A 19,749-nucleotide genomic window follows, 5' to 3' on the forward strand; every position below is an offset into this window, starting at 1 on the left:
TGATTGCCGGAGCAAGCAAGGCTTGCGTCGTCTCGTCGCTGGTTGTAGCTTCGGGACGGCCGGGGTCTGGGGGCAAAGACCGTTCGGCAATTAATTTACACCCGCGTCGAGGGGACGCCCTGACATGCGTATTCTGTGCACTGCCCCACCGGCCTACGACCACATTCTGAGCCTCGCGCCGATTGCCGCCGCGGCTGCCCGGTGCGGGCACCAGGTCGCCATCTGTGCGCCGGAACGCTTCAGCAATCCGGTCATCTCCGAGCTGGGTTTGGAGTTCATCCCGGCTGGGCAGGACTGGGTCCGCGAGTTCATAGATTCCGCCGAAGAGACGGTGCTTCCTGACCAAATGGCGGATTTCACTACCCGCTTTATGGTGGAGATGTTCTGCGGCGAAGGCGCGGCGATCATGGCCCGCGAGGTGGCCGGGGTGATCCAGAAGTGGGAGGCGGACCTGGTGATCAGGGACGCCTGCGAGTTCGGCGGCTACCTGGCCGCGGAGAAGCTCGGCCTGCCGCACGTCTCGGTCGCGGTGCTGGACTACAACTACAAGTTCCTGGTCCCCGGGGTCACCGCCGCGCTCAACGACCTGCGCGCCCAGCTCGACCTGCCGCCGGACCCCGACGGCAGCCGCGCCTTCGCCCACCTGCACGTGGATCTGGCCCCGGCGGAGTTCCAGCCCGAGGAAAGCGCGATCCCGAACATCCGGCACTACCGGCCGGAGGCGGTCCGCCCCGGCCAGCACCTGCCGGACTGGATCACCGAGCTGGACCCGGACAAACCCCTGGTCTACGCCAGTTTCGGCACGGCGGCCGCCACGCTGCCCGAGTACGCGAAACCGCTGTCCACGGTGATCGCCGGACTCGGCGAGCTGGACTGCACCGCGATCGTCTCCACCGGCAAGGCGGCCGACTGGGAGACCGACGCCCCGGTCGCGCGGGACGCGGTGCCGCCCAACGTGCACCTGGCCGAATGGGTGCCGCAGGCGCTGCTGGTGCGCTGCGTGGACCTGGTGGTGACCCACTCCGGCCCGTCCACGGTGCGGATGGCGCTGGCCAACGGCGTGCCGATGGTGTCGGTGCCCCTGCTCTTCGACGCCTTCGACGTGGCCCAGCGCTGCACCGAGCTGGGCATCTCGATCAAGCTCGACTGGACCGCGCTGACCCCCGGCGAGGTCGCCGACGCCTGCCGGCGGGTGCTCACCGAACCCGGGTTCCGCCGCCGGGCCAAGGCGATCCAGCGCCGGGCACTGGCCCTGCCCCCGGTGGACGACACGCTGATCCGCGACCTGGAAAGCCTTATCGGATAAGGAGATCGCGGTGATCGCGGCCGGTTTGCAGCTGCGCGAGGACGGCAGGCTGGCCGCGCGGCTGGCCCGCTCCGCCGCGGTCACCGGCGAGGGCGCCTGCCTGCGCACCGAGGAGGTCAGCGGCTGGCTGCGGGCCAGGGTGCTGGCCAACCGGTACCGGGTCGGCGAGATCCCGTTCGCCGCCCTGGAAGGCTGGTCCTTCCAACCTGGTTCGGGCGACCTAAGCCACCGCAGCGGCCGGTTCTTCCGGGTCGCCGGACTGCACGTGCGCACCGAGCAGGAGCACTTCCCGGAGTGGCAGCAGCCGATCATCGACCAGCCGGAGATCGGCATCCTCGGCTTCCTGGTCAAGGAGTTCGACGGGGTGCTGCACTTCCTCACCCAGGCCAAGATGGAGCCGGGCAACCCGCACCTGGTGCAGCTGGCGCCGACCGTGCAGGCCACCCGCAGCAACTACACCCGGGTGCACCAGGGCGCGCCGGTGCGGTTCCTGGAGCACTTCCGGCAGCCGAGGGCGGGCACCGTGGTCACCGATGTGCTCCAGTCCGAGCACGGCGCCTGGTTCCTGCGCAAGGCCAACCAGAACGTGATCGTGGAGACCACCGCCGAAGTGCCGCCGCACCAGGACTTCCGCTGGCTGACCCTGGGCCAGCTCGGCGAGTTGTTGCGGCGGGACAACGTGGTCAACATGGACGCCCGCACCGTGCTCGGCTGCGCGCCGGTGCACTCCGGCAGCACCGCCCTGCACTCCGACGCCCAGGTGCGTTCCTGGTTCGGCCGCGAGCGGTCCCGGCACCAGGTCCGCACCGACCTGATCCCGCTGGCCAGGGTCGCGGGCTGGCGGCGGGACGCGCACGCGATCGAGCACGAGCACGGCCGCTACTTCCGGGTGAAGGCCTACGCGGTGGAGGCGAGCAACCGCGAGGTGCCCGCCTGGACCCAGCCGTTGCTGGAGCCGGTCGGGCAGGGCGTGGTCGCCTTCCTCACCCGGCGGCTGAGCGGGGTGCCGCACCTGTTGGCCAGGGCCAGGGTGGAGGGCGGATTCGCCACCACGGTCGAACTCGGCCCCACCGTGCAATGCATCCCGGCGAACTATCGGCACCTACCCCCTGGTGAACGGCCGGCATTTCTCGATATCGTCCAATCGGCGGAGCTGGGACAGGTCCGGTATGAGGCCGTGCACTCCGAGGAAGGTGGCCGGTTCCGCCATGCGGAGAGCAGGTATCTCGTGATCGACGCGGAGGTCGACGCACCACCCGGATTTTTCTGGGTAACTCCGGGGCAGCTCACCGCCTTGGCCCAGCATCCGCATTATGTGAACGTCTCGGCGCGCACCCTCCTCGCGGTCGTGAACAGCGCGGGAGTACAGCTCTGACCAGCGCGTCCGCCCGTCAGCACGAAGTCAATCGGGAGGATTGATGACGACCGTCTCACCCACCGCCGACACCCCGCGGCTCGACCCGGCCGCGTTCCGGGTGTCCTATCCGCGGCAGATCGCCATCATGGTCAAGCGCAGCGCGACCCACACCCGGCGCATGCCGGAGATGCTGATCGATGTCACCGCCCAGCCGATTGTCTTCGTGCTGTTGTTCGCCTTCGTCTTCGGCGCCTCCATCACGGTGCCGGGCGGATTCGACTACCGCGGCTGGATGCTGCCCGGAATCATTGCGCAGACAATCGCCTTCGCCGCGTTCATTGTCGCCACCGGCATCACCGGAGACATCGAGAAGGGCATCATCGACCGATTCCGCTCGCTGCCCATCGCCCGCTCGGCGGTGCTGGTCGGCCGTTCGGTCACCGGGCTGGCGCACGAGTCGATCGCGGTGGTCATCGTGGCGATCACCGGGCTGATCATCGGCTGGCGGGTCAACACCGATCCGTTGAGCGGGCTGGCCGGGTTCGCGCTGGTGCTGCTGTTCGGCTTCGCGATGGTGTGGGTGGGCATCCTGGTCGGCTCGGTGATGCGGACCGCGGAGTCGGTGGAGGGCCTGCTGTTCGCCTCGCTGTTCCCGTTCACCTTCCTGGCCAACTCCTTCGTGCCCACCGAGCCGATGCCGTCCTGGATCCGCGCCATCGCCGAGTGGAACCCGGTCTCCTCACTCGTCCAGTCGCTGCGCGAACTCTGGGGCAACGGCGCCGCCGCCCCCGCGGACGCCCAACTCCCGCTGCACTACCCGATCCTGTCCATCCTGCTCTGGTCCGCGCTGATCATCGCCGTCTTCGCACCGCTGTCGCTGCGCGCCTACTACCGCCGCACCGAGCGCTGACCCGGTCGAGTTGGCCCAACTGGGACGCCCGGTTGGGCCAACTCGGCGTACGACTTGGGCCAACTCGGCGCCGACAACGTCACTGCTCAGCCTGGGCGGCCACCGGTTCGGCGCGGTGGCCGGTCAGGCTGAGGAAGACGTCGTCCAGGGTGGGCCGGGCCAGCGCGATGTCGTCCACCGCGATGCCCTGTGCGGCCAGCGCGGTGGCCAGCCGGATGAGGTCGTCGATGCCCTCGGCGGGGGCGGTGAGCCTGCCGGTGCCCTCATCCCGGAACACCTCGCCGCGCTGGGTGCGGATCAGCTCCGCCGCCGCGGCCACATCACCCGGATTGGCCACGATCACCTCCAGCGCGGAACTCCCGGCCCGGTCCTTGAGCTGGAGCGGCGTGCCGGTGGCCACGATCCGGCCCTGGTCCATCACCACGATCTCGTCCGCGAGCCGGTCCACCTCCTCCAGGTACTGGGTGGTGAGCAGCAGCGTGGTGCCGCCGCGGACCAGTTCCCGCAGCACATCCCACAGTTCCAGGCGGCTGCGCGGGTCCAGTCCGGTGGTCGGCTCGTCCAGGAACAGCACCGGCGGCGAGGCGAGCAGGCCGGCGGCCAGGTCCAGCCGCCGCCGCATGCCGCCGGAGTAGGTCTTGACCGCGCGATCGGCCGCGTCGGTCAACAGGAACTGCGCCAGCAACGCGTCCACCTGGGCCGCCAGCCGTTTGCCGGTGATGCCGTACAGGCTGCCGATCATGCGCAGGTTCTCCCGGCCGGAGAGGATCTCGTCCACCGTGGTGGACTGCGCGATCACGCCCATCCGGCGGCGCACCTCATCCGGCTGGGTCAGCACGTCGTACCCGGCGATCCGCGCGGTGCCCGAAGTGGGCCGCAGCAACGTGGTCATCATCCGCACGGTGGTGGTCTTGCCCGCCCCGTTGGGCCCGAGCAGCCCGAGCACCCGGCCCGGCGGCACCGCGAAGCTCACCCCGTCCACGGCCCGTTTCCCGTCGAATTCCTTGACCAGATCCACTGCCTGGATCGCGGGCTGCTCCGCGGGTGCACGCATGGACCCACGCTAGCCAGACCCGGCGAAGGGATCAATCCCCCAAAACGGACGCTCATTTCCTTGCCGGAAAAACTATCCCGGCTATCGCATTTTTGCGCTCACAGCGAGCCGAGCACCGTCCGCAGTGCGCCGATCACCTTGTCCTGCAAGCCGGTGGGCAGGCAGGGGTACATCGGCAACGAGAAGATCTGCCCGGCCAGCCGCTCGGTCACTGGCAGGGATCCCTTGGCGTAGCCCAGATGCGCGAACCCGGACATGAGATGCACCGGCCACCGGTAACTCACGTTGAGCGCGATGTCCTGCTCCCGCAGGCGTTCCAGGATCGTCTCGCGTTGCGGGTGGCGGAGGACGTAGAGGTAGTACACGTGGTTGTTGCCGGGGGAGACGGCGGGCAGTTCCAGTCCACCCGGTGCGGCGAGGTCGGCGAGCGCTTCCTCGTACCGCCGGGCCACCCGTTGGCGGGCCGCGATGTAGTCGTCGAGGCGGCGTAGCTTGCGGCGCAGGATCTCCGCCTGCACCTCGTCCAGTCTGCTGTTGTGGCCAGGGACCTCGGTTACGTAGTAGCCGTGTTCCATGCCGTAGTACCGCAATCGGCGCAGGTTCCGGTCCGCCTCGGCGCTGCCGGTGAGCACCGCGCCGCCGTCCCCGTAGGCGCCGAGGACCTTGGTGGGGTAGAAGGAGAACGCCGCCGCGTCGCCGAGTGTGCCCGCGGGTTCGCCGTGGTGGCGGGCGCCGTGGGACTGGGCGCAGTCCTCCACGATCAGCAGGCCGTGCTCGGCGGCGAGTGCGCGCAGCGGGGCCAGGTCCACGCATTGGCCGTACAGGTGCACGGGCACGATTGCCTTGGTACGCGGTGTGATCGCCTCGGCCACCTGGGTGGTGTCCATCAGGTAGTCGGCGGGGCGGACGTCCACGAAGACCGGCGTCGCCCCGGCGCCGTCGATGGCCACGACCGTGGGGGCGGCGGTGTTGGCGACGGTGATCACCTCGTCGCCGGGGCCGACGCCGAGGGACTGGAGGGCGAGTGTGACCGCGTTGGTGCCGTTGTCCAGGGCCACGCAGTGTTTTATGCCATGGTAGGCGGCGAATTCCTGCTCGAAGCCGCGCACACTGGCGCCCAGGATCAGCTGGCCGGAGCGGAAGACGGTGTCGACCGCGTCGAGGATGTCGGCCCGTTCGCGCTCGAACTCCGGTAGGTAGTCCCAGACATGAGTGGTCATGAATCCCAGTGTGGCGCGGCGAATGCCCGCGGTGCACCGCCGACCGGACGGAGCCAGCCCCCATCCGTCCACTTAGGACAACGCCGTGTTGGCCGTTGTCGTACACGGTGTTGGCCGAACTGGTACGCCCACTCGGCCAACACACCGTAGGACGACGCTGTTGGCGAATCGGCGGCGTGATCCGCACCTCCGTACCACTTGGGCCAACTGGTACGCCCGCTTGGGCAAAACGGGCGTACCAGTTGGCCCAACTCGCCGGAAGATCGGCACGCCAGGGCGAACTCGCCACCAGCGCCGTACGACAACGGCCAACTCACCGTCCGGAACGGCCAACTCACCGTCCAGAACGGCCAACACGCCGACCGGAACGGCCAGCGCGGGGGTGGGTGTTGCTGGCTGGGTGCTTAGGCCGGATCGGGCCGGGTGTCCCGGCGGCCGCGGAAGGTTCGGCGGTAGGTGTCCGGTGCGACGCCGACCGTTTGGTTGAAGTGCCTGCGGAGCGTCGCCGCTGTGCCCATTCCGGTTCGCTGCGCGATCGCCTCCACGCTCGCGTCCGTCGTCTCCAGCAACTCCTGCGCCCGGTGCACGCGCTGGTTGTGCAGCCAGCGCAACGGGGTGCTGCCGGTGGTGGCGATGAAGTGGCGGGCCAGGTTGCGGGTGCTCATGCTGGCTCGGGTGGCCAGATCCTGGACGGTGAGGGGCTGGTCGAGGTGTTCGGTGGCCCAGCGCATCAGGTCCTGCAGGTGGGTGCCGTCGGGTGGGGCTGGGGCGGTGATGAACTGGGCCTGGCCGCCTGCCCGGTGCGGGGGCACGACCAGGCTGCGGGCCAGGGCGTTGGCGGTGCTCGCGCCGTAGTCGGTGCGGACGATGTGCAGGGACAGGTCCATGCAGGCGGCCTTGCCGGCGGAGGACAGGAACGGGTGGTCGTCGACGTAGAGGACCTCGGCGTCGACGGTGATCCGCGGGTAGCGCCGGGCGAGCTGGTCGGCGTGCGCCCAGTGGGTGGTGACCCGGCGGCCGTCGAGCAGGCCGGCGGCGGCGAGTACGAACGAGCCGGTGCACAGCGAGACGATGCGGGCGCCGCGGGCGTGCGCGGCCCGCAGGGCGTTGACGATGTCGGCGGGTGGGTCGCGGTCGATGTCGTGGTAGGCCGGGATGATCACCGTGTGCGCGGTGCGGACCGGGGCGAAGCCGGTGCTGCTGGGCACCCGGGCCACCGCGCCGAGCTGACCTGCTTTCGCGCCGCAGACGGTGAAGTCGTACCAGGGACTGGCCAGGGCGCCGTGGTCGACGCCGAAAACCTCGATCGCGGTGGCGGCCTCGAACAGCATGGCTCCCTCATAGAGGGCCAGTACGACGGAACGCATGTCCGAAAGTGTACGGATGTTGTCGAATCAGACACTCGTGCGCAGGCTGGCGGACGATCAGGATTGGTCCCGTGAGCACTGAGAACAAGCTGGTCGCGGTCATGGGGGCCTACGGGCACACCGCGAAGTTCGTCCTGACCCAGCTGAGCGAGCTGGGCTTTACCCCGATCCCGGTTGGCCGGGACCGGGAACGGTTGCTGGCGCTGGGACTCGATCAGCCGCCGCGGGTGGCCGACGTTGACGACCCGGACTCGCTGGACCGGGCCTTCGCCGGGGTGGCGGCGGTGGTCAACTGCGCCGGGCCGTTCATCGACACCGCCGTGCCGGTGGCCGAGGCCGCGATCCGGGCCTGCGCGCACTACGTCGACGTCGCCGCCGAGCAGGCGGTGACCCTGGATCTGCTGGCGCGCTTCGACGAACCGGCCCGGCGGGCCGGAGTCGCGGTGGTGCCGGCGATGGCCTTCTACGGCGGGCTCGGTGATCTGCTGGCCACCGCGGCCGCGGCGGACTGGACCGAGGCCGACGACGTGCAGGTCGCCATCGCGCTGGACAGCTGGCTGCCCACCGTGGGCAGCCGCCGCACCGGCGCCCGCAACGCGGGCAACCACGTGGTCTACGTCGACGGCCGGTTCGTCCCGCCACCCAGCGTCCGGAGCACGCTGAACTGGAAGTTCCCTGACCCGATCGGCGAGCAGCAGCTCACCGAGATGTCCAGCGCCGACCAGGTGACCATCGCGCACCACCTGCGCACGCCGCGGATCACCGTGCACATCAGCACCGGCGCGCTGGCCGACATCAAGGATCCGGCCACGCCGCCGCCGGTCCCGGTGGACGAACTGGGCCGGTCCGCGCAGACCTTCCAGGTGGACGTGGTGGTCAGCCGGGGTGGCGAACAACGCCGGGCGAGCGCGTCCGGGCGGGACATCTACGGGGTCAGCGGACCGCTGGCGGCCGGTGCGGTCGCCCGCCTGCTGGGTGCCGCGGTCACGCCGGTCGGCGCGGTCACCGCGGGGGAGTTGTTCGATGCCAGGGAGTTCCTGCGGTCGCTGGAGCCCGTGCACCTGTCCCGACCGATCGGTAGGTAGGGCTGCGCGCGCCGGGGCAGTCGGCCGACCGACCGGTTGGTAGGGCTGTCCCCACCCCGGAGACGGCAGTCTGCCGCAGCGACCGGCCGACTCCGGCCGCCTACCGTCGGTTCCGTTGACCGAGGCAGGGGAGTGGAACTGTTCATGCGTGGCAGGACGAAGTGGAGTGCGCTGGCGATCGCGGTGCTGATCGCGGCGCTGGCGGCCGGTCCGGCACTGGCCGCTGGGAATGGGCGGTCGGTGTTGCGGCCGGACCTGGACGCGATCCGGGACGCGGGTGCGGTCGGCGTGCAGGCCAGGGTGGTGTCGCCAACCGGTCGCTTCGCCGAGGCCAGTGGGACCGCGGTGCTGGGGCGGCGGGTGCCGGTGCCGGTGGACGGGCACTTCCGGATCGGTAGCAACACCAAGACCTTCGTCGCGGTCGTGCTGCTCCAGCTCGAAGCCGAGGGACGACTGTCCCTTGTAGACAGTGTGCAGAAGTGGTTGCCCGGCCTGGTGCAGGGCAACGGCAACGACGGGAACAAGATCAGTATCCGGCAGTTGTTGCAGCACACCAGCGGTCTCTACGACTACCCGCACCAGGTGGAACGGGAACTGACGACCGAGCAGGGGTTCCGGGCGCACCAGTTCCTGCGGCTGCCACCGGAGGAAGTGGTGGCCCGCGGTGTCCGGCACCCGCCGGTCTTCGAACCCGGCAAGGCATGGGGATACGCCAACGTGAACTACGTGCTGGCCGGGATGATCGTGCAGAAGGTCACCGGAGCGTCCTGGCGGACCGAGGTGCGGCGGCGGATCATCGAGCCGCTGGGGCTGCGGCACACCTCGCTGCCGGGGGACTCGCCGCACCTGCCGCGGCCGCACGCGGAGGGCTACACCAAGGACACCGGAACCGGGAACCTGTTCCGCAGCACCGAGATCAGCCTCGGCTGGGTCGGCGCGGCGGCGGAGATCGTCTCCACCACCGCGGACCTCGGCCGGTTCTGGCGGGCGCTGCTGGGTGCGCGACTGCTGCCGCCCGCCCAGCTGGCGGAGATGAAGACCACGGTCCCGGTGGGCAAGCCCGGGTACGAGTTCGGGCTGGGCATGGCGCGGCAGCGACTCGGCTGCGGTACCTGGGTCTGGTCGCACGCCGGGGGCACCTCCGGTTACCTCACCGGCAACGCGGTCACCGAGGACGGCCGGACCAGCGTGATCGTGTCCCGCTCGCTGGACGGCGGCACCCGGGCCGAGGACGCGGCCGCCGACCGACTGGTCGAGCACGCGATCTGCCGGAAGTGACTCCGGCTCCGGTCGCCGACGAGACCACGTCGGCGACCGGAGCCGGAGAACCGTTGGCGCTACAGCCGCAGCGACTTCTTGTTCATGAACTCCTCGATCCCGGCCGGGCCCAGCTCGCGACCCATGCCGGAACGCTTGATGCCGCCGAAGGGCAGGTCCGCCTGCGAGCCGCCCGCGCTGTTCAGGTAGACCATGCCGGCCTCGATCCGCTCCGCGACCCGGCGCAGTCGTACCGGATCGGTGCCCCACACACTCGCGCCCAGCCCGAACGGCGAGTCGTTGGCGATCGCGATCGCCTCCTCCTCGGTCTCGGCCTTGAACACCAGCACCACCGGCCCGAAGATCTCCTCCCGGTAGGCGTCCATCTCCGGCGTCACATCGGTGAGCACGGTCGCCTCCAGGAAGGCCCCCGGCCCCGGTACCCGGTGCCCACCGGCCCGCAGCGTCGCGCCCTGCTGGACCGCCTTCTCGATCTGTCCGGCCACCTCGTCCGCGGCCGCCGCCGAGGCCAGCGGCGGCAGTTTGGTCGCCGGGTCGGCCGGATCGCCGGGGAGGTAGAACTCGGCCACCCGCTTGCTGATCCGGTCCACGAAGTCGTCGTAGAGGTCGGCCAGCACGATCATGCGCTTGGGTGCGTTGCAGGACTGGCCGCAGTTGCGCATCCGGGCGGTCGCGGTGGCCCGCACGGTCTCGTCCAGGTCGGCGGAGTCCAGCACGATCAGCGGATCGGCGCCACCCAGCTCCAGCACCGCCTTCTTCAGGTTCCGCCCGGCCTCCGCGGCCACCGAGATCCCGGCCTGTTCGCTGCCGGTCAGCGACACGCCCTGGATCCGCGGATCGGCCAGGATCGCAGGCACCTGCCTGCTGGCGGCGAAGGTGTTCACGTAGACGTCGTCCGGAACGCCCGCGTCATGCAGGATCCGCTCGATGGCCACCGCGGACCGCGGGCAGATCGAGGCGTGCTTGAGCAGGATCGTGTTGCCCAGCACCAGGTTCGGCGCGACGAACCGCGCCACCTGGTAGCAGGGGAAGTTCCACGGCATCACGCCCAGCAGCGCGCCCAGCGGCTCCTTGGTGATCACCGCCTCGCCACCGCGGATGGCGAGGGGCTCATCCTCGATCAGTGTCGGCCCGTGTTCGCCGTAGTAGGTGAAGATGTCCACGACCACGCCGACCTCACCGAGGCCCTCGCCGACCCGCTTGCCCATCTCCAGCGTCATGATCGCGGCCAGTTCCTCGGCCCGCTCGGCGAAGAGTTCCGCCGCCCGCAGCACAATGCTGGCCCGCTCTTGCACCGGCCGCCGCCGCCACGCCGCGAAGCCCTGGTGGACCCGCTCGATGGCCGCCAGCACCTCCTCATCGGACGCGTTGGCAATCTGCTCGACCAGTTCACCCGTTGCCGGGTTGGTGACCGTGTACATGTGACGCCAGCCTCCGTTCGCCACGCTGTCAAAGCTAAACGTATACCGTATGCAGGCGTCTGTATACCGTGTCGCGAGTGGGTGGGGTCACCGGACCGCCGGTCTCGCCGGGCACGGGCTCTCACTCGTTCGATGAGTTACAACGAGCGTAAAACGCACCGAACACCGTCGCGGATAGTGCTCATGGGCGTACGGACAGTCATGCTGAGTTCCTTCTACCTGGAGGGGACAACAATGCGTCGCAGGAATCCCGTGCTGGCGTTGACCGCCGGTATGACCGTTGTGCTTGGTGTGCTGACTGCCCCGGTGGCCTCAGCGCAGGACTTCGTCTGCACCGTCAACGGTGTGGGCACCAACGGCGTCAGCGAGGCCGGTCGCGCGACGATCACCGGCACTGATGGCGCCGACATCATCAAGTGCCACATCACCGAAGACCAGGATGGCACCGAGCCCATCACTGTCAACGCCGGAGCGGGCGACGACGATGTGGAGTTCGGCGGGGTGGACCTCGTCGACGCCAAGATCGATGTGGTCAACCTCGGGCCGGGCAACGACAAGTTCAGTACCCATAACATCACCCGCACCGCCAACGAGGGTGACGTCTTCGGTGACGACGGCGACGACACTCTGCTCATCGGCGGCGACCCGCGTTTCCTCGACCGGGAACTATCCGGAAACAGCGGTGAGGTCCACGGCGGCAGCGGCAACGACACGATCATCGTCACCGGAGGCTGGGCCGGCGCTGACACCACCGGCGTGGTACCGGCGGGCAATACCGGCCGCGGTATCGTCACTGGCGGCGACGGGGACGACATCATCACCTTGACCGCTGGTCACAGTGGGACCGCGGCCTGTGGGGACAACGCCAACAACGGAGTGGTCCACGGTGGGGACGGCGCGGACACCATCACCCTCACCGGAGGGGACGCGCTGGAGATCGGCTGCGAGGACCTCGCGGGTGGTGCCGCCAACGGCCTCGACTACCCCGACATGGAGCACTCCGGGAGGGTCTACGGCGGCCGGGGCGTGGACAAGATCACCTTGACCGGTGGCCGGAACAGCGACAAGAGCAAGCAGGGCGACAGCAACTACAAGGAGAGCGTCGTGGACGGCGGCGGGGACGGAGCCATCTGCACCTTCAGCCCGGCTCCCGTTGGTCCCGTCAGCAATTGCAACCCGGCGTGAGAGTGCGCCCGCCGGCGGTCTAGCAGCGGCGGGCGGCCTTGCCAGGTCCGGACTCAGCGCCGGTAGGGCCACCCCCGGAACCGACAGGTGCTGCCGGGGCAGCACGTCGAGCCGTTACCCGCTCAGAGTTGGGTCAGCGCAGGCTTTCCGCGATCGTGGTGGCCAGCGCGGTCACCGCGGCGCAGCGCTGGGCCGAGGGCTGGGCACTGCGCCAGATGATCTCGATCCGCTCAAGCTGGTCGCGCCGAAAGGTGATCGAGGCCAGGCACTTGTTGTCCCCGGCGCCTTCCGGGAGCAGCACCACCTCACGACCGGCGATCGTGCGCACCTGGCCGTCCTCGGGTGGGTCGGTGCGGTAGAAGTTGACCTGCACCGCCGGGTCGGCGCCGGGCGCCGTCCAGAAGCAGCTCCAGCCGCCGAGGCCCGGTTCGCGGGTGATCTCGCTGGTGCCGAACGGACCGGTGAGCTTCGCGGTGGGCAGCAGGTCACAGGCGGTGCGCGCGGCCAGCGAGCCGGACTGCGTGACGCGGCGGGGCAGCGGGCCGCGGTGGTATGCCTTGAGCACACCCGGCACCAGGGCCTCGGCCAGCGAGCACAGTTCCGGCGGATGCTCGTTCTGCCAGGCCGAGATCACCACCCGGTATCCGCCCGGCAGGTACACGATCCGCCGGCACTGATCGCCGTCGCGATCCTCGCGCACCGGCAGCGGTTCGGTGGCGACCGCCACGGGTGGCCGTGGCACCTCGAAGGAGTCGGCGTCCGGACCGGTTTCCAGCCGGACGTACAGATCCACCTCCAGGTTCGGGCGCAGCTGGGTGTGCAGCTGGCAGGCGTTGAACGGCCCGCGCTCGGCCGCGAACCTGGTCGCGCCGAACCGGTCCAGCTCGCGGGGATCGATCAGCCCGCAGGCTTCGACGGTGCGCGGGTCGCCGACGAAGACCGCGCCCGAGGCCGGGAGGGTGGCACCCGCGGTGGTGGTGTTCCGTGGCACGGCGCCCCAGTCCGGCACCAGTCCGATGGCCGCCGCGGTGACTGCCACCAGGCCGATGCCGGCCGTGACCAGGAGTTTCCGGCGGCGGGGCAGGTCAGCGGCTGCCTTGCGGAACAGCTCCCTGGCCCGCGCGGCGGAGGGGCGGAGCCGCGGATCCGGGTTGGTCAACTCGGCCAGCACCTTGGTCAGCGCGCGGCCCGGACCGGTCGCGGGCAGCCCCTCGACCGCGGCGGACAGGGTCGCGCCGAGTGCGTACAGGTCGATCGCGGGGGTGGCGAACCCGCCCGCGAGCACCTCCGGGGCCAGGAATCCGTCCGTGCCTGCCACCTGGGCGCTGCCGGTGCGGGTGACCTGGGACCAGCTCGCGATGCCCAGATCGGTCAGCTTGGCCACGCCCTCGGCGGTGACCAGCACGTTCGCCGGGGTGATGTCGCGGTGCACCATGTTCCGCTCGTGCATGGCCACCAGCGCGTCCGCGATCTGCCCGCCGATCCCGGCCGCCGTGCGCGCGGACACCGGACCGTCCTCGTGCAGGATCTCGGCCAGGCTGCGGGAGGGCAGGTACTCCAGCACCAGCCAGCGCTGGCCATCCTGCTCGGCCACATCGTGCACGGCGATCACATTCGGATGCTGAAGCCCGGCCCCGATCCGGGCCTCCCGGCGCAACTGCTCGCTCTCACCGACCTTGAGCGCCACCTCCCGGCGCAACTCCAGATCGGTCGCCTGCCAGACCACCCCCATGCCACCCGCGCCGATGACGCGCTCCAGCCGATACCTGTTCGCGATCACCGTGCCGGGCTGCATGCGGGGATCCTAGGCCGCCTGGCTGCGCTTGTGGCCGGAATCCAGCGGGTCAGGGGCGGAGGTGGGAGGCTCCGTTGAGGTCGATGATGGTGCCGGAGGTCCAGGTTGATGCCGGGTCGGCGAGGTGGAGGACGGTGTGGGCGACTTCCTCGGGGGTGCCGACCCGGCCGAAGGGGCTTTCCTGGCGGAGGGCCTCGCCGGTGACAGCGGCGAGTTTGGGTTGCTGGCGTTCGGTGGCGATGAAGCCGGGGGCCACCGAGGTCACCGCGATGTGGTGCGGGGCGAGGGCGATGGCCAGGGATTGGCCGAGGGCGTGCAGGGCGGCCTTGGTCGCGGCGTAGGCGGGGTGGGTGGGTTCGCCGCGGTAGGCGCCGCGGGAGCCGATGTTGACGATGCTGCCGGGGGCGCCGCGGTCGATGAGGTGGCGGGTCACCGCCCAGGTGACGTTGGCGGCGCCGAGCAGGTTGACCTGGACCATGTGCTGCCAGGTGGCGACCCAGTCCGCGTAGGCGACTTCGGCTGGGGCGTGGCGATTGTCGGCGGTGGGGGCGACGCCGGCGTTGTTGACCAGGACGTCCACCTGGCCCAGGGCCGCGATGGCGTCGGCGGCGATCCGGGCGGCCGCGGCTGGGTCGGCCAGGTCGCCGGTGACCAGGGCGTGGCCGGAACCGGGGAGAGCGGCCAGGGTTGACTTGGCTTCGGCGTGCGGCCGGGTGCTGTGCACGGCGACCCGCTCGCCCGCGCGGGCGAAGGCCAGTGCGACCGCGCGGCCGATGCCCCGGGACGCCCCCGTCACCAGCACACCTCGTGGCTCGGTCACCGTGATCCCTCCCGGAACGGTTGCAGTGGATACGGCACGAACGTGCTCCGATTCTCGTCCACCCGCAGGGGTTTGCCGATCGGTGGGGACGAGCGTTGCGGGCACAGTGGGCGGTCGCAGGTCTGGCAGCCGGGGCCGATCGGGGTGGCCGCGTCCGCGTCGTCCAGGTCGGTGCCCGCCGAGTACACCAGGCGCCCCGCGTGCCGGATCTCGCAGCCCAGGCCGACCGCGAAGGACTTGCCGGGACTCGCGTAGCCGCCGCGGCTGCGGGAGACGGTACGCGCCACCCAGAAGTAGCGCTGGCCGTCCGGCATCGCGGCCACCTGGGTGATCACCCTGCCAGGCGCGGAGAAGGCGCTGTAGACACTCCACAGTGGACAGGTGCCGCCTGCCCTGGAGAAGTGGAAACCGGTGGCGGACTGGCGTTTGGACACGTTCCCGGCCCGGTCCACCCGCACGAAGGAGAACGGCACCCCGCGTGCGCCGGGCCGTTGCAGGGTGGTCAGCCGGTGGCAGATGGTCTCGAAGCCCATGGCGAAGTGGTCGGCCAGCAGTTCGATGTCGTAGCGCAGCCGTTCCGCGGTCTGGTGGAAGGCGCGGTAGGGCATGACCAGCGCGGCCGCGGCGTAGCGGGCCAGCCCGACCCGGATCAGCGAGCGGACCGGGCCCTCCGGCTCGGCGCTGTCCCGGACAATGGCGTCCAGGGCGTCGCCGAATTCCAGTAACGCGATTTGGGTGGCCATCCGGAATGCCTGCTGCCCCGGTCGCATGTTCAGCGAAAGACTCAGTGTCCGGGTGGCCGGATCGAAGTGGTGCAATTCACCAGCCGAACCCTTATGAGCTACATCACCCACCATGGTGCGCACGTGCACACCGTGCTTGTCGGCCAGTCTGGCGGTCAGCGCGGCCCGCACCTCGCCGGGCCGGATGCCGATCACCCCGGCCACCTGCTCGGCCGCGTCGTCCAGGCCGGGGAAGTGGTTGGCGTAGGTGTAGAAGAAGTCGCGGACCCGCTCGTGCGCGCCGATCACCGACTCCGCCGCGCGGTCCCCGGCGAGCAGGCCGAGCTGCTCGTCGAGGTGCTGGTTGCGCCGGTGCAACGCGATCACCGCCTTGGCCAGCTCGGGCCGGGCGGTGGCGAGTTCTCGCAGGTCATCTGCTGATACGTCGGTCGAGGACAGGGCCTCGCGTAGTTCGGCGAACAGCCGGGCGGAGTCCTGGGCGGCGAAGAAGGAGGCGTCCACGCCAAAGGTCTCGGTGATCTTGAGCAGCACCGGCACGGTCAGTGGCCGGGAGTCGTGCTCGATCTGGTTGAGGTAACTCGGCGAGATGCCCAGCGAGCGGGCCAGGTCGACCTGGTTCAGCCCGCGCTCCTCGCGGAGCCTGCGCACCCTGCCGCCGACGAAGGTCTTGGCCATCCCGCACCTCCCGTGATGACCACCCTAGGGCATTGTGGCTAATTCTCGAATTCGCAAGATTCGCAGAATCGCGGTTGAAGATTTTCAGAAATTGGCAGGTTGCGGGTCTCGACCGGTGCGGTGAATTCCTGCCAATGTCGAGAACATGTTGAGCGCGAAGCAGATTGCGGAGAACTGGGCCACCGACCCCCGCTGGGCCGGTATCGAGCGCACGCACACCGCCGAGGACGTGGTCCGGCTGCGCGGCAGCGTGGTCGAGGAGCACACCCTGGCCCGGCTGGGCGCGCAGCGGCTGTGGGAGCTGCTGCACACCGAGGACTACATCAACTCCCTCGGCGCGCTGACCGGCAACCAGGCGGTGCAGCAGGTCCGGGCCGGGCTCAAGGCCATCTACCTCTCCGGCTGGCAGGTCGCCGCCGATGCCAACCTGTCCGGCCAGACCTACCCGGACCAGAGCCTGTACCCGGCCAACTCGGTGCCGCAGGTGGTCCGCCGGATCAACAACGCGCTGCTGCGCGCCGACCAGATCAGCCACGCCGAGAACGAGCCGGGCGCGCCGCACTGGCTGGCGCCGATCGTGGCCGACGCCGAGGCCGGGTTCGGCGGCCCGCTCAACGCCTTCGAGCTGATGAAGGGCATGATCGCGGCCGGCGCGGCAGGCGTGCACTGGGAGGACCAGCTCGCCTCGGAGAAGAAGTGCGGCCACCTGGGCGGCAAGGTGCTCATCCCCACCGGCCAGCACGTGCGCACGCTGACCTCCGCCCGGCTGGCCGCCGACATCGCCGGCGTGCCCACGCTGGTGATCGCCCGCACCGACGCCGAGGCCGCCAACCTGATCACCAGTGACGTGGACGAGCGGGACCAGCCCTACGTCACCGGCGAGCGCACCGCGGAGGGTTTTTACCGGGTGCGCAACGGGATCGAGCCTTGCATCGCCCGCGGCCTGGCCTACGCCCCGCACGCCGACCTGCTGTGGATGGAGACCGGCACGCCGGACCTGGAGGTGGCCCGCCGCTTCGCCGAGGCGATCAAGTCGGAGTACCCGGACCAGCTGCTGGCCTACAACTGCTCGCCCTCGTTCAACTGGCGGCGGCACCTGGACGACGCCACCATCGCCAAGTTCCAGCGCGAACTCGGGCACATGGGCTTCAAGTTCCAGTTCATCACCCTGGCCGGCTTCCACGCGCTCAACCACTCCATGTTCGACCTGGCCAAGGGGTACGCGGCCACCGGCATGACCGCCTACGTGGAGCTGCAGGAGCGCGAGTTCGCCGCCGAGGCCGAGGGCTACACCGCGACCAAGCACCAGCGCGAGGTCGGCACCGGCTACTTCGACCTGGTCAGCACCGCGATCAACCCGGCGGCCTCGACCACCGCGCTGGCCGAGTCCACCGAAGCCGCCCAGTTCGCCTGAGTCCCCGTCCCAGCGACCGCAGAGGAGGCATCGTGCCCAGCAGAGTCCAGCTCACCGGCCCGCGCGGCGAGCGGTTCGAGGAGGTCCTGACACCGGAGGCGATCGAGTTCGTGGTGCGGCTGGACGACCGGTTCGCCGGCCGCCGCGCCGAACTGCTCGCCGCGCGGCGGGAACGGCGGGAGTTCTTCGCCGAGGGCGGGCTGCCCGACTTCCTGCCGGAGACCCGGGCCATCCGCGAGGATCCGACGTGGCGGGTGGCCCCGCCCGCGCCGGGCCTGCGCGACCGCCGGGTGGAGATCACCGGGCCGCCGGAGCGCAAGATGGCGATCAACGCGCTCAACTCCGGCGCGAAGGTGTGGATGGCCGATTTCGAGGACGCCACCGCACCCACCTGGTCCAACATCGTGACGGGCCAGCTGAACCTGATCGACGCGATCGAGCGGCGGATCGACTTCACCGCCGAGGGCGGCAAGCACTACGCACTCGGCGAGGAAGTGGCCACCATCGTGGTGCGGCCGCGCGGCTGGCACCTGGTGGACAAGCACGTGGTGGTGGAGGGCAGGCCGATCTCGGCCAGTCTGCTCGACTTCGGCCTCTACCTCTTCCACTGCGGCCAGCGGCAGATCGAGCGCGGGCACGGGCCGTACTTCTACCTGCCCAAGCTGGAGAACCACCTCGAAGCCCGGCTGTGGAACGACGTTTTCACCTACGCCCAACGGGAACTCGGCATCCCGCAAGGCACCATCCGGGCCACCGTGCTGATCGAGACCAGCACCGCCGCCTTCGAGATGGAAGAGATCCTCTACGAACTGCGCGAGCACAGCGCCGGGCTCAACGCGGGCCGCTGGGACTACATCTTCAGTGTCATCAAGAACTTCGGCCACCGCCCGGAGTTCGTGCTGCCCGACCGCGGCCAGGTGAGCATGACGGTGCCGTTCATGCGTGCCTACACCGAACTGCTGGTGCGCACCTGCCACCAGCGCGGCGCGCACGCCATCGGCGGCATGGCCGCGTTCATCCCCAGCCGGGACGCCGAATCCAACACCGTGGTCCTGGAAAAAGTGCGTGAGGACAAGGAACGTGAGGCAGGGGACGGCTTCGACGGCTCCTGGGTGGCCCACCCCGGCCTGGTCCCGGTGTGCGCGGCCGCGTTCACCCAACCCGACCAGCTGGACCGCCAGCGCCCGGACGTCACAGTCACCGCGACCGAGTTGCTGGCCGTGGACCACACGCCCGGCCGGGTCACCGAGGCCGGGTTGCGCGGCAACATCTCCGTTGCGGCGCAGTACTTCCAGGCCTGGCTGGACGGGACAGGGGCGGCCTCGATCGGCGGCCTGATGGAGGACGCGGCCACCGCCGAGATCGCCCGCTGCCAGGTGTGGCAGTGGCTGTACCACATCACCCCGCTGGCCGAGGGCGGGATGGTCAGCGAGGAATTGGTGCAGGCCATGCTGGACAAGGAATTGCTGGAGATCCGGCCGGAACGCCGGGACGCGGTGCGTGCCTTGTTCACCGCGAACGCGCTGGCCGAGCGGCCACCGTCGTTCTTCACCACCACGGCCTACGCTGCTCACCTGGCCGTGCGCGCGTCATGACCACCGCGACCACGCGGTGGGCCACCGCCGATCTGGCCGACCGGGAAGGCGACGCGGTGCGCAGCTGCGACACCCAGTTGCGCCAGTTCGGCGGCAGGCTGGTCTTCGCCGGACCGGTCCGCACGGTCTCCTGTCTGCAGGACAACGCCTTGCTCAAGGCGGTGCTGTCGGAACCGGGACAGGGCCGGGTGCTGGTGGTCGACGGTGGCGGGTCGCTGCACACCGCGCTGGTCGGCGACCTGATCGCGGAACTGGCCCGGCGCAACGGCTGGCGCGGCCTGGTCGTGCACGGCGCGGTCCGGGACGCCGCGGCGCTGCGCACCCTGGACCTCGGGATCAAGGCGCTCGGCACGAATCCCAGGCGCAGCGCCAAAACCGGGGCCGGGGCGGTGGACGTGCCGGTGGAGTTCGGCGGGATCACCTTCCGCCCTGGCGATTTCCTGGTCAGCGACCACGACGGCGTGGTCGTGCTTGATCACCCGCCCGTCTAGGGATCGGGCGGGTTCGCGGGTGGTGCGCGGGAT

At 70.1% G+C, this 19,749-nt stretch carries 16 protein-coding genes; 9 read left to right on the top strand and 7 right to left on the bottom strand.

All coding sequences use genetic code 11. The features are described from left to right. Nucleotides 1–124: 124 nt before the first annotated feature. The 3 genes from ACTOWY_RS33300 to ACTOWY_RS33310 are packed head-to-tail and all read left to right on the top strand — an operon-like array spanning nt 125 to nt 3,573. The gene (locus tag ACTOWY_RS33300; RefSeq protein ID WP_441313564.1) at nt 125–1,306 is read left to right on the top strand and encodes a glycosyltransferase; all 1,182 of its coding nucleotides are present in this window, start codon (nt 125–127) and stop codon (nt 1,304–1,306) included. Nucleotides 1,307–1,316: 10 nt separating this feature from the next. Further along, the gene (locus tag ACTOWY_RS33305; RefSeq protein ID WP_441313565.1) at nt 1,317–2,681 is read left to right on the top strand and encodes an NDP-hexose 2,3-dehydratase family protein; all 1,365 of its coding nucleotides are present in this window, start codon (nt 1,317–1,319) and stop codon (nt 2,679–2,681) included. Nucleotides 2,682–2,724: 43 nt separating this feature from the next. Continuing rightward, a complete protein-coding gene (locus ACTOWY_RS33310) occupies nt 2,725–3,573 on the top strand; it encodes an ABC transporter permease (RefSeq protein WP_441313566.1) in 849 nt (282 codons plus the stop codon). 79 nt (nt 3,574–3,652) lie between these two features. Here ACTOWY_RS33310 and ACTOWY_RS33315 read toward each other — a convergent pair whose 3' ends face one another. From ACTOWY_RS33315 to ACTOWY_RS33325, 3 genes are all read right to left on the bottom strand, one after another. Then, on the bottom strand, nt 3,653–4,627 hold the full coding sequence (locus tag ACTOWY_RS33315) for an ATP-binding cassette domain-containing protein (RefSeq protein WP_441313567.1): 975 nt from the start codon (nt 4,625–4,627) through the stop codon (nt 3,653–3,655). A gap of 98 nt (nt 4,628–4,725) precedes the next feature. Beyond that, nucleotides 4,726–5,847, bottom strand: a complete 1,122-nt coding sequence (locus tag ACTOWY_RS33320; RefSeq protein ID WP_441313568.1) for a DegT/DnrJ/EryC1/StrS family aminotransferase — start codon at nt 5,845–5,847, stop codon at nt 4,726–4,728. A gap of 404 nt (nt 5,848–6,251) precedes the next feature. Further along, the gene (locus tag ACTOWY_RS33325) at nt 6,252–7,214 is read right to left on the bottom strand and encodes a helix-turn-helix domain-containing protein (RefSeq protein ID WP_441313569.1); all 963 of its coding nucleotides are present in this window, start codon (nt 7,212–7,214) and stop codon (nt 6,252–6,254) included. A gap of 71 nt (nt 7,215–7,285) precedes the next feature. Between ACTOWY_RS33325 and ACTOWY_RS33330 the strand changes: the two genes are divergently transcribed. After that, entirely contained in the window at nt 7,286–8,299 is a 1,014-nt protein-coding gene (locus tag ACTOWY_RS33330; RefSeq protein WP_441313570.1) for a saccharopine dehydrogenase NADP-binding domain-containing protein, read from the top strand. A 144-nt stretch (nt 8,300–8,443) separates the two neighbouring features. Continuing rightward, the gene (locus ACTOWY_RS33335; protein ID WP_441313571.1) at nt 8,444–9,577 is read left to right on the top strand and encodes a serine hydrolase domain-containing protein; all 1,134 of its coding nucleotides are present in this window, start codon (nt 8,444–8,446) and stop codon (nt 9,575–9,577) included. Between the two features lie 59 nt (nt 9,578–9,636). On the opposite strand, the gene ACTOWY_RS33340 is transcribed toward ACTOWY_RS33335, so the two are convergent. Further along, nucleotides 9,637–10,998 (bottom strand): NAD-dependent succinate-semialdehyde dehydrogenase, encoded by a 1,362-nt coding sequence (locus tag ACTOWY_RS33340; protein WP_441313572.1) that lies wholly within the window; start codon nt 10,996–10,998, stop codon nt 9,637–9,639. A 132-nt stretch (nt 10,999–11,130) separates the two neighbouring features. Here ACTOWY_RS33340 and ACTOWY_RS33345 point away from each other — a divergent pair, with 132 nt between their 5' ends. After that, nucleotides 11,131–12,183, top strand: a complete 1,053-nt coding sequence (locus tag ACTOWY_RS33345; protein ID WP_441313573.1) for a hypothetical protein — start codon at nt 11,131–11,133, stop codon at nt 12,181–12,183. Nucleotides 12,184–12,316: 133 nt separating this feature from the next. Here ACTOWY_RS33345 and ACTOWY_RS33350 read toward each other — a convergent pair whose 3' ends face one another. Genes ACTOWY_RS33350 through ACTOWY_RS33360 form a run of 3 tightly spaced genes read right to left on the bottom strand, consistent with a single transcriptional unit; the run spans nt 12,317 to nt 16,216 of the window. After that, the gene (locus ACTOWY_RS33350; protein ID WP_441313574.1) at nt 12,317–13,978 is read right to left on the bottom strand and encodes a serine/threonine-protein kinase; all 1,662 of its coding nucleotides are present in this window, start codon (nt 13,976–13,978) and stop codon (nt 12,317–12,319) included. Between the two features lie 49 nt (nt 13,979–14,027). Beyond that, the gene (locus ACTOWY_RS33355) at nt 14,028–14,798 is read right to left on the bottom strand and encodes an SDR family NAD(P)-dependent oxidoreductase (protein WP_441313575.1); all 771 of its coding nucleotides are present in this window, start codon (nt 14,796–14,798) and stop codon (nt 14,028–14,030) included. Further along, entirely contained in the window at nt 14,795–16,216 is a 1,422-nt protein-coding gene (locus tag ACTOWY_RS33360; protein ID WP_441313576.1) for a short-chain fatty acyl-CoA regulator family protein, read from the bottom strand. Before ACTOWY_RS33360 ends, ACTOWY_RS33355 begins: the two co-directional genes overlap by 4 nt. A gap of 145 nt (nt 16,217–16,361) precedes the next feature. Here ACTOWY_RS33360 and aceA point away from each other — a divergent pair, with 145 nt between their 5' ends. The 3 genes from aceA to rraA are packed head-to-tail and all read left to right on the top strand — an operon-like array spanning nt 16,362 to nt 19,716. Further along, complete coding sequence (aceA, locus tag ACTOWY_RS33365) at nt 16,362–17,630, top strand: isocitrate lyase (RefSeq protein ID WP_441313577.1); 1,269 nt, start codon at nt 16,362–16,364, stop codon at nt 17,628–17,630. Between the two features lie 32 nt (nt 17,631–17,662). Then, nucleotides 17,663–19,225: a malate synthase A gene (aceB, locus tag ACTOWY_RS33370; RefSeq protein ID WP_441313578.1), complete on the top strand. Its 1,563-nt coding sequence runs from the start codon at nt 17,663–17,665 to the stop codon at nt 19,223–19,225. Then, nucleotides 19,222–19,716 carry a ribonuclease E activity regulator RraA gene (gene rraA / locus ACTOWY_RS33375; protein WP_441313579.1) on the top strand — a complete coding sequence of 165 codons (495 nt, stop codon included), beginning with the start codon at nt 19,222–19,224 and terminating at the stop codon, nt 19,714–19,716. The genes aceB and rraA overlap by 4 nt, the downstream gene beginning before the upstream one ends. Nucleotides 19,717–19,749 lie beyond the last annotated feature (33 nt).

It is taken from the genome of Crossiella sp. CA198 (assembly GCF_052078295.1).
Lineage (GTDB): Bacteria > Actinomycetota > Actinomycetes > Mycobacteriales > Pseudonocardiaceae > Crossiella.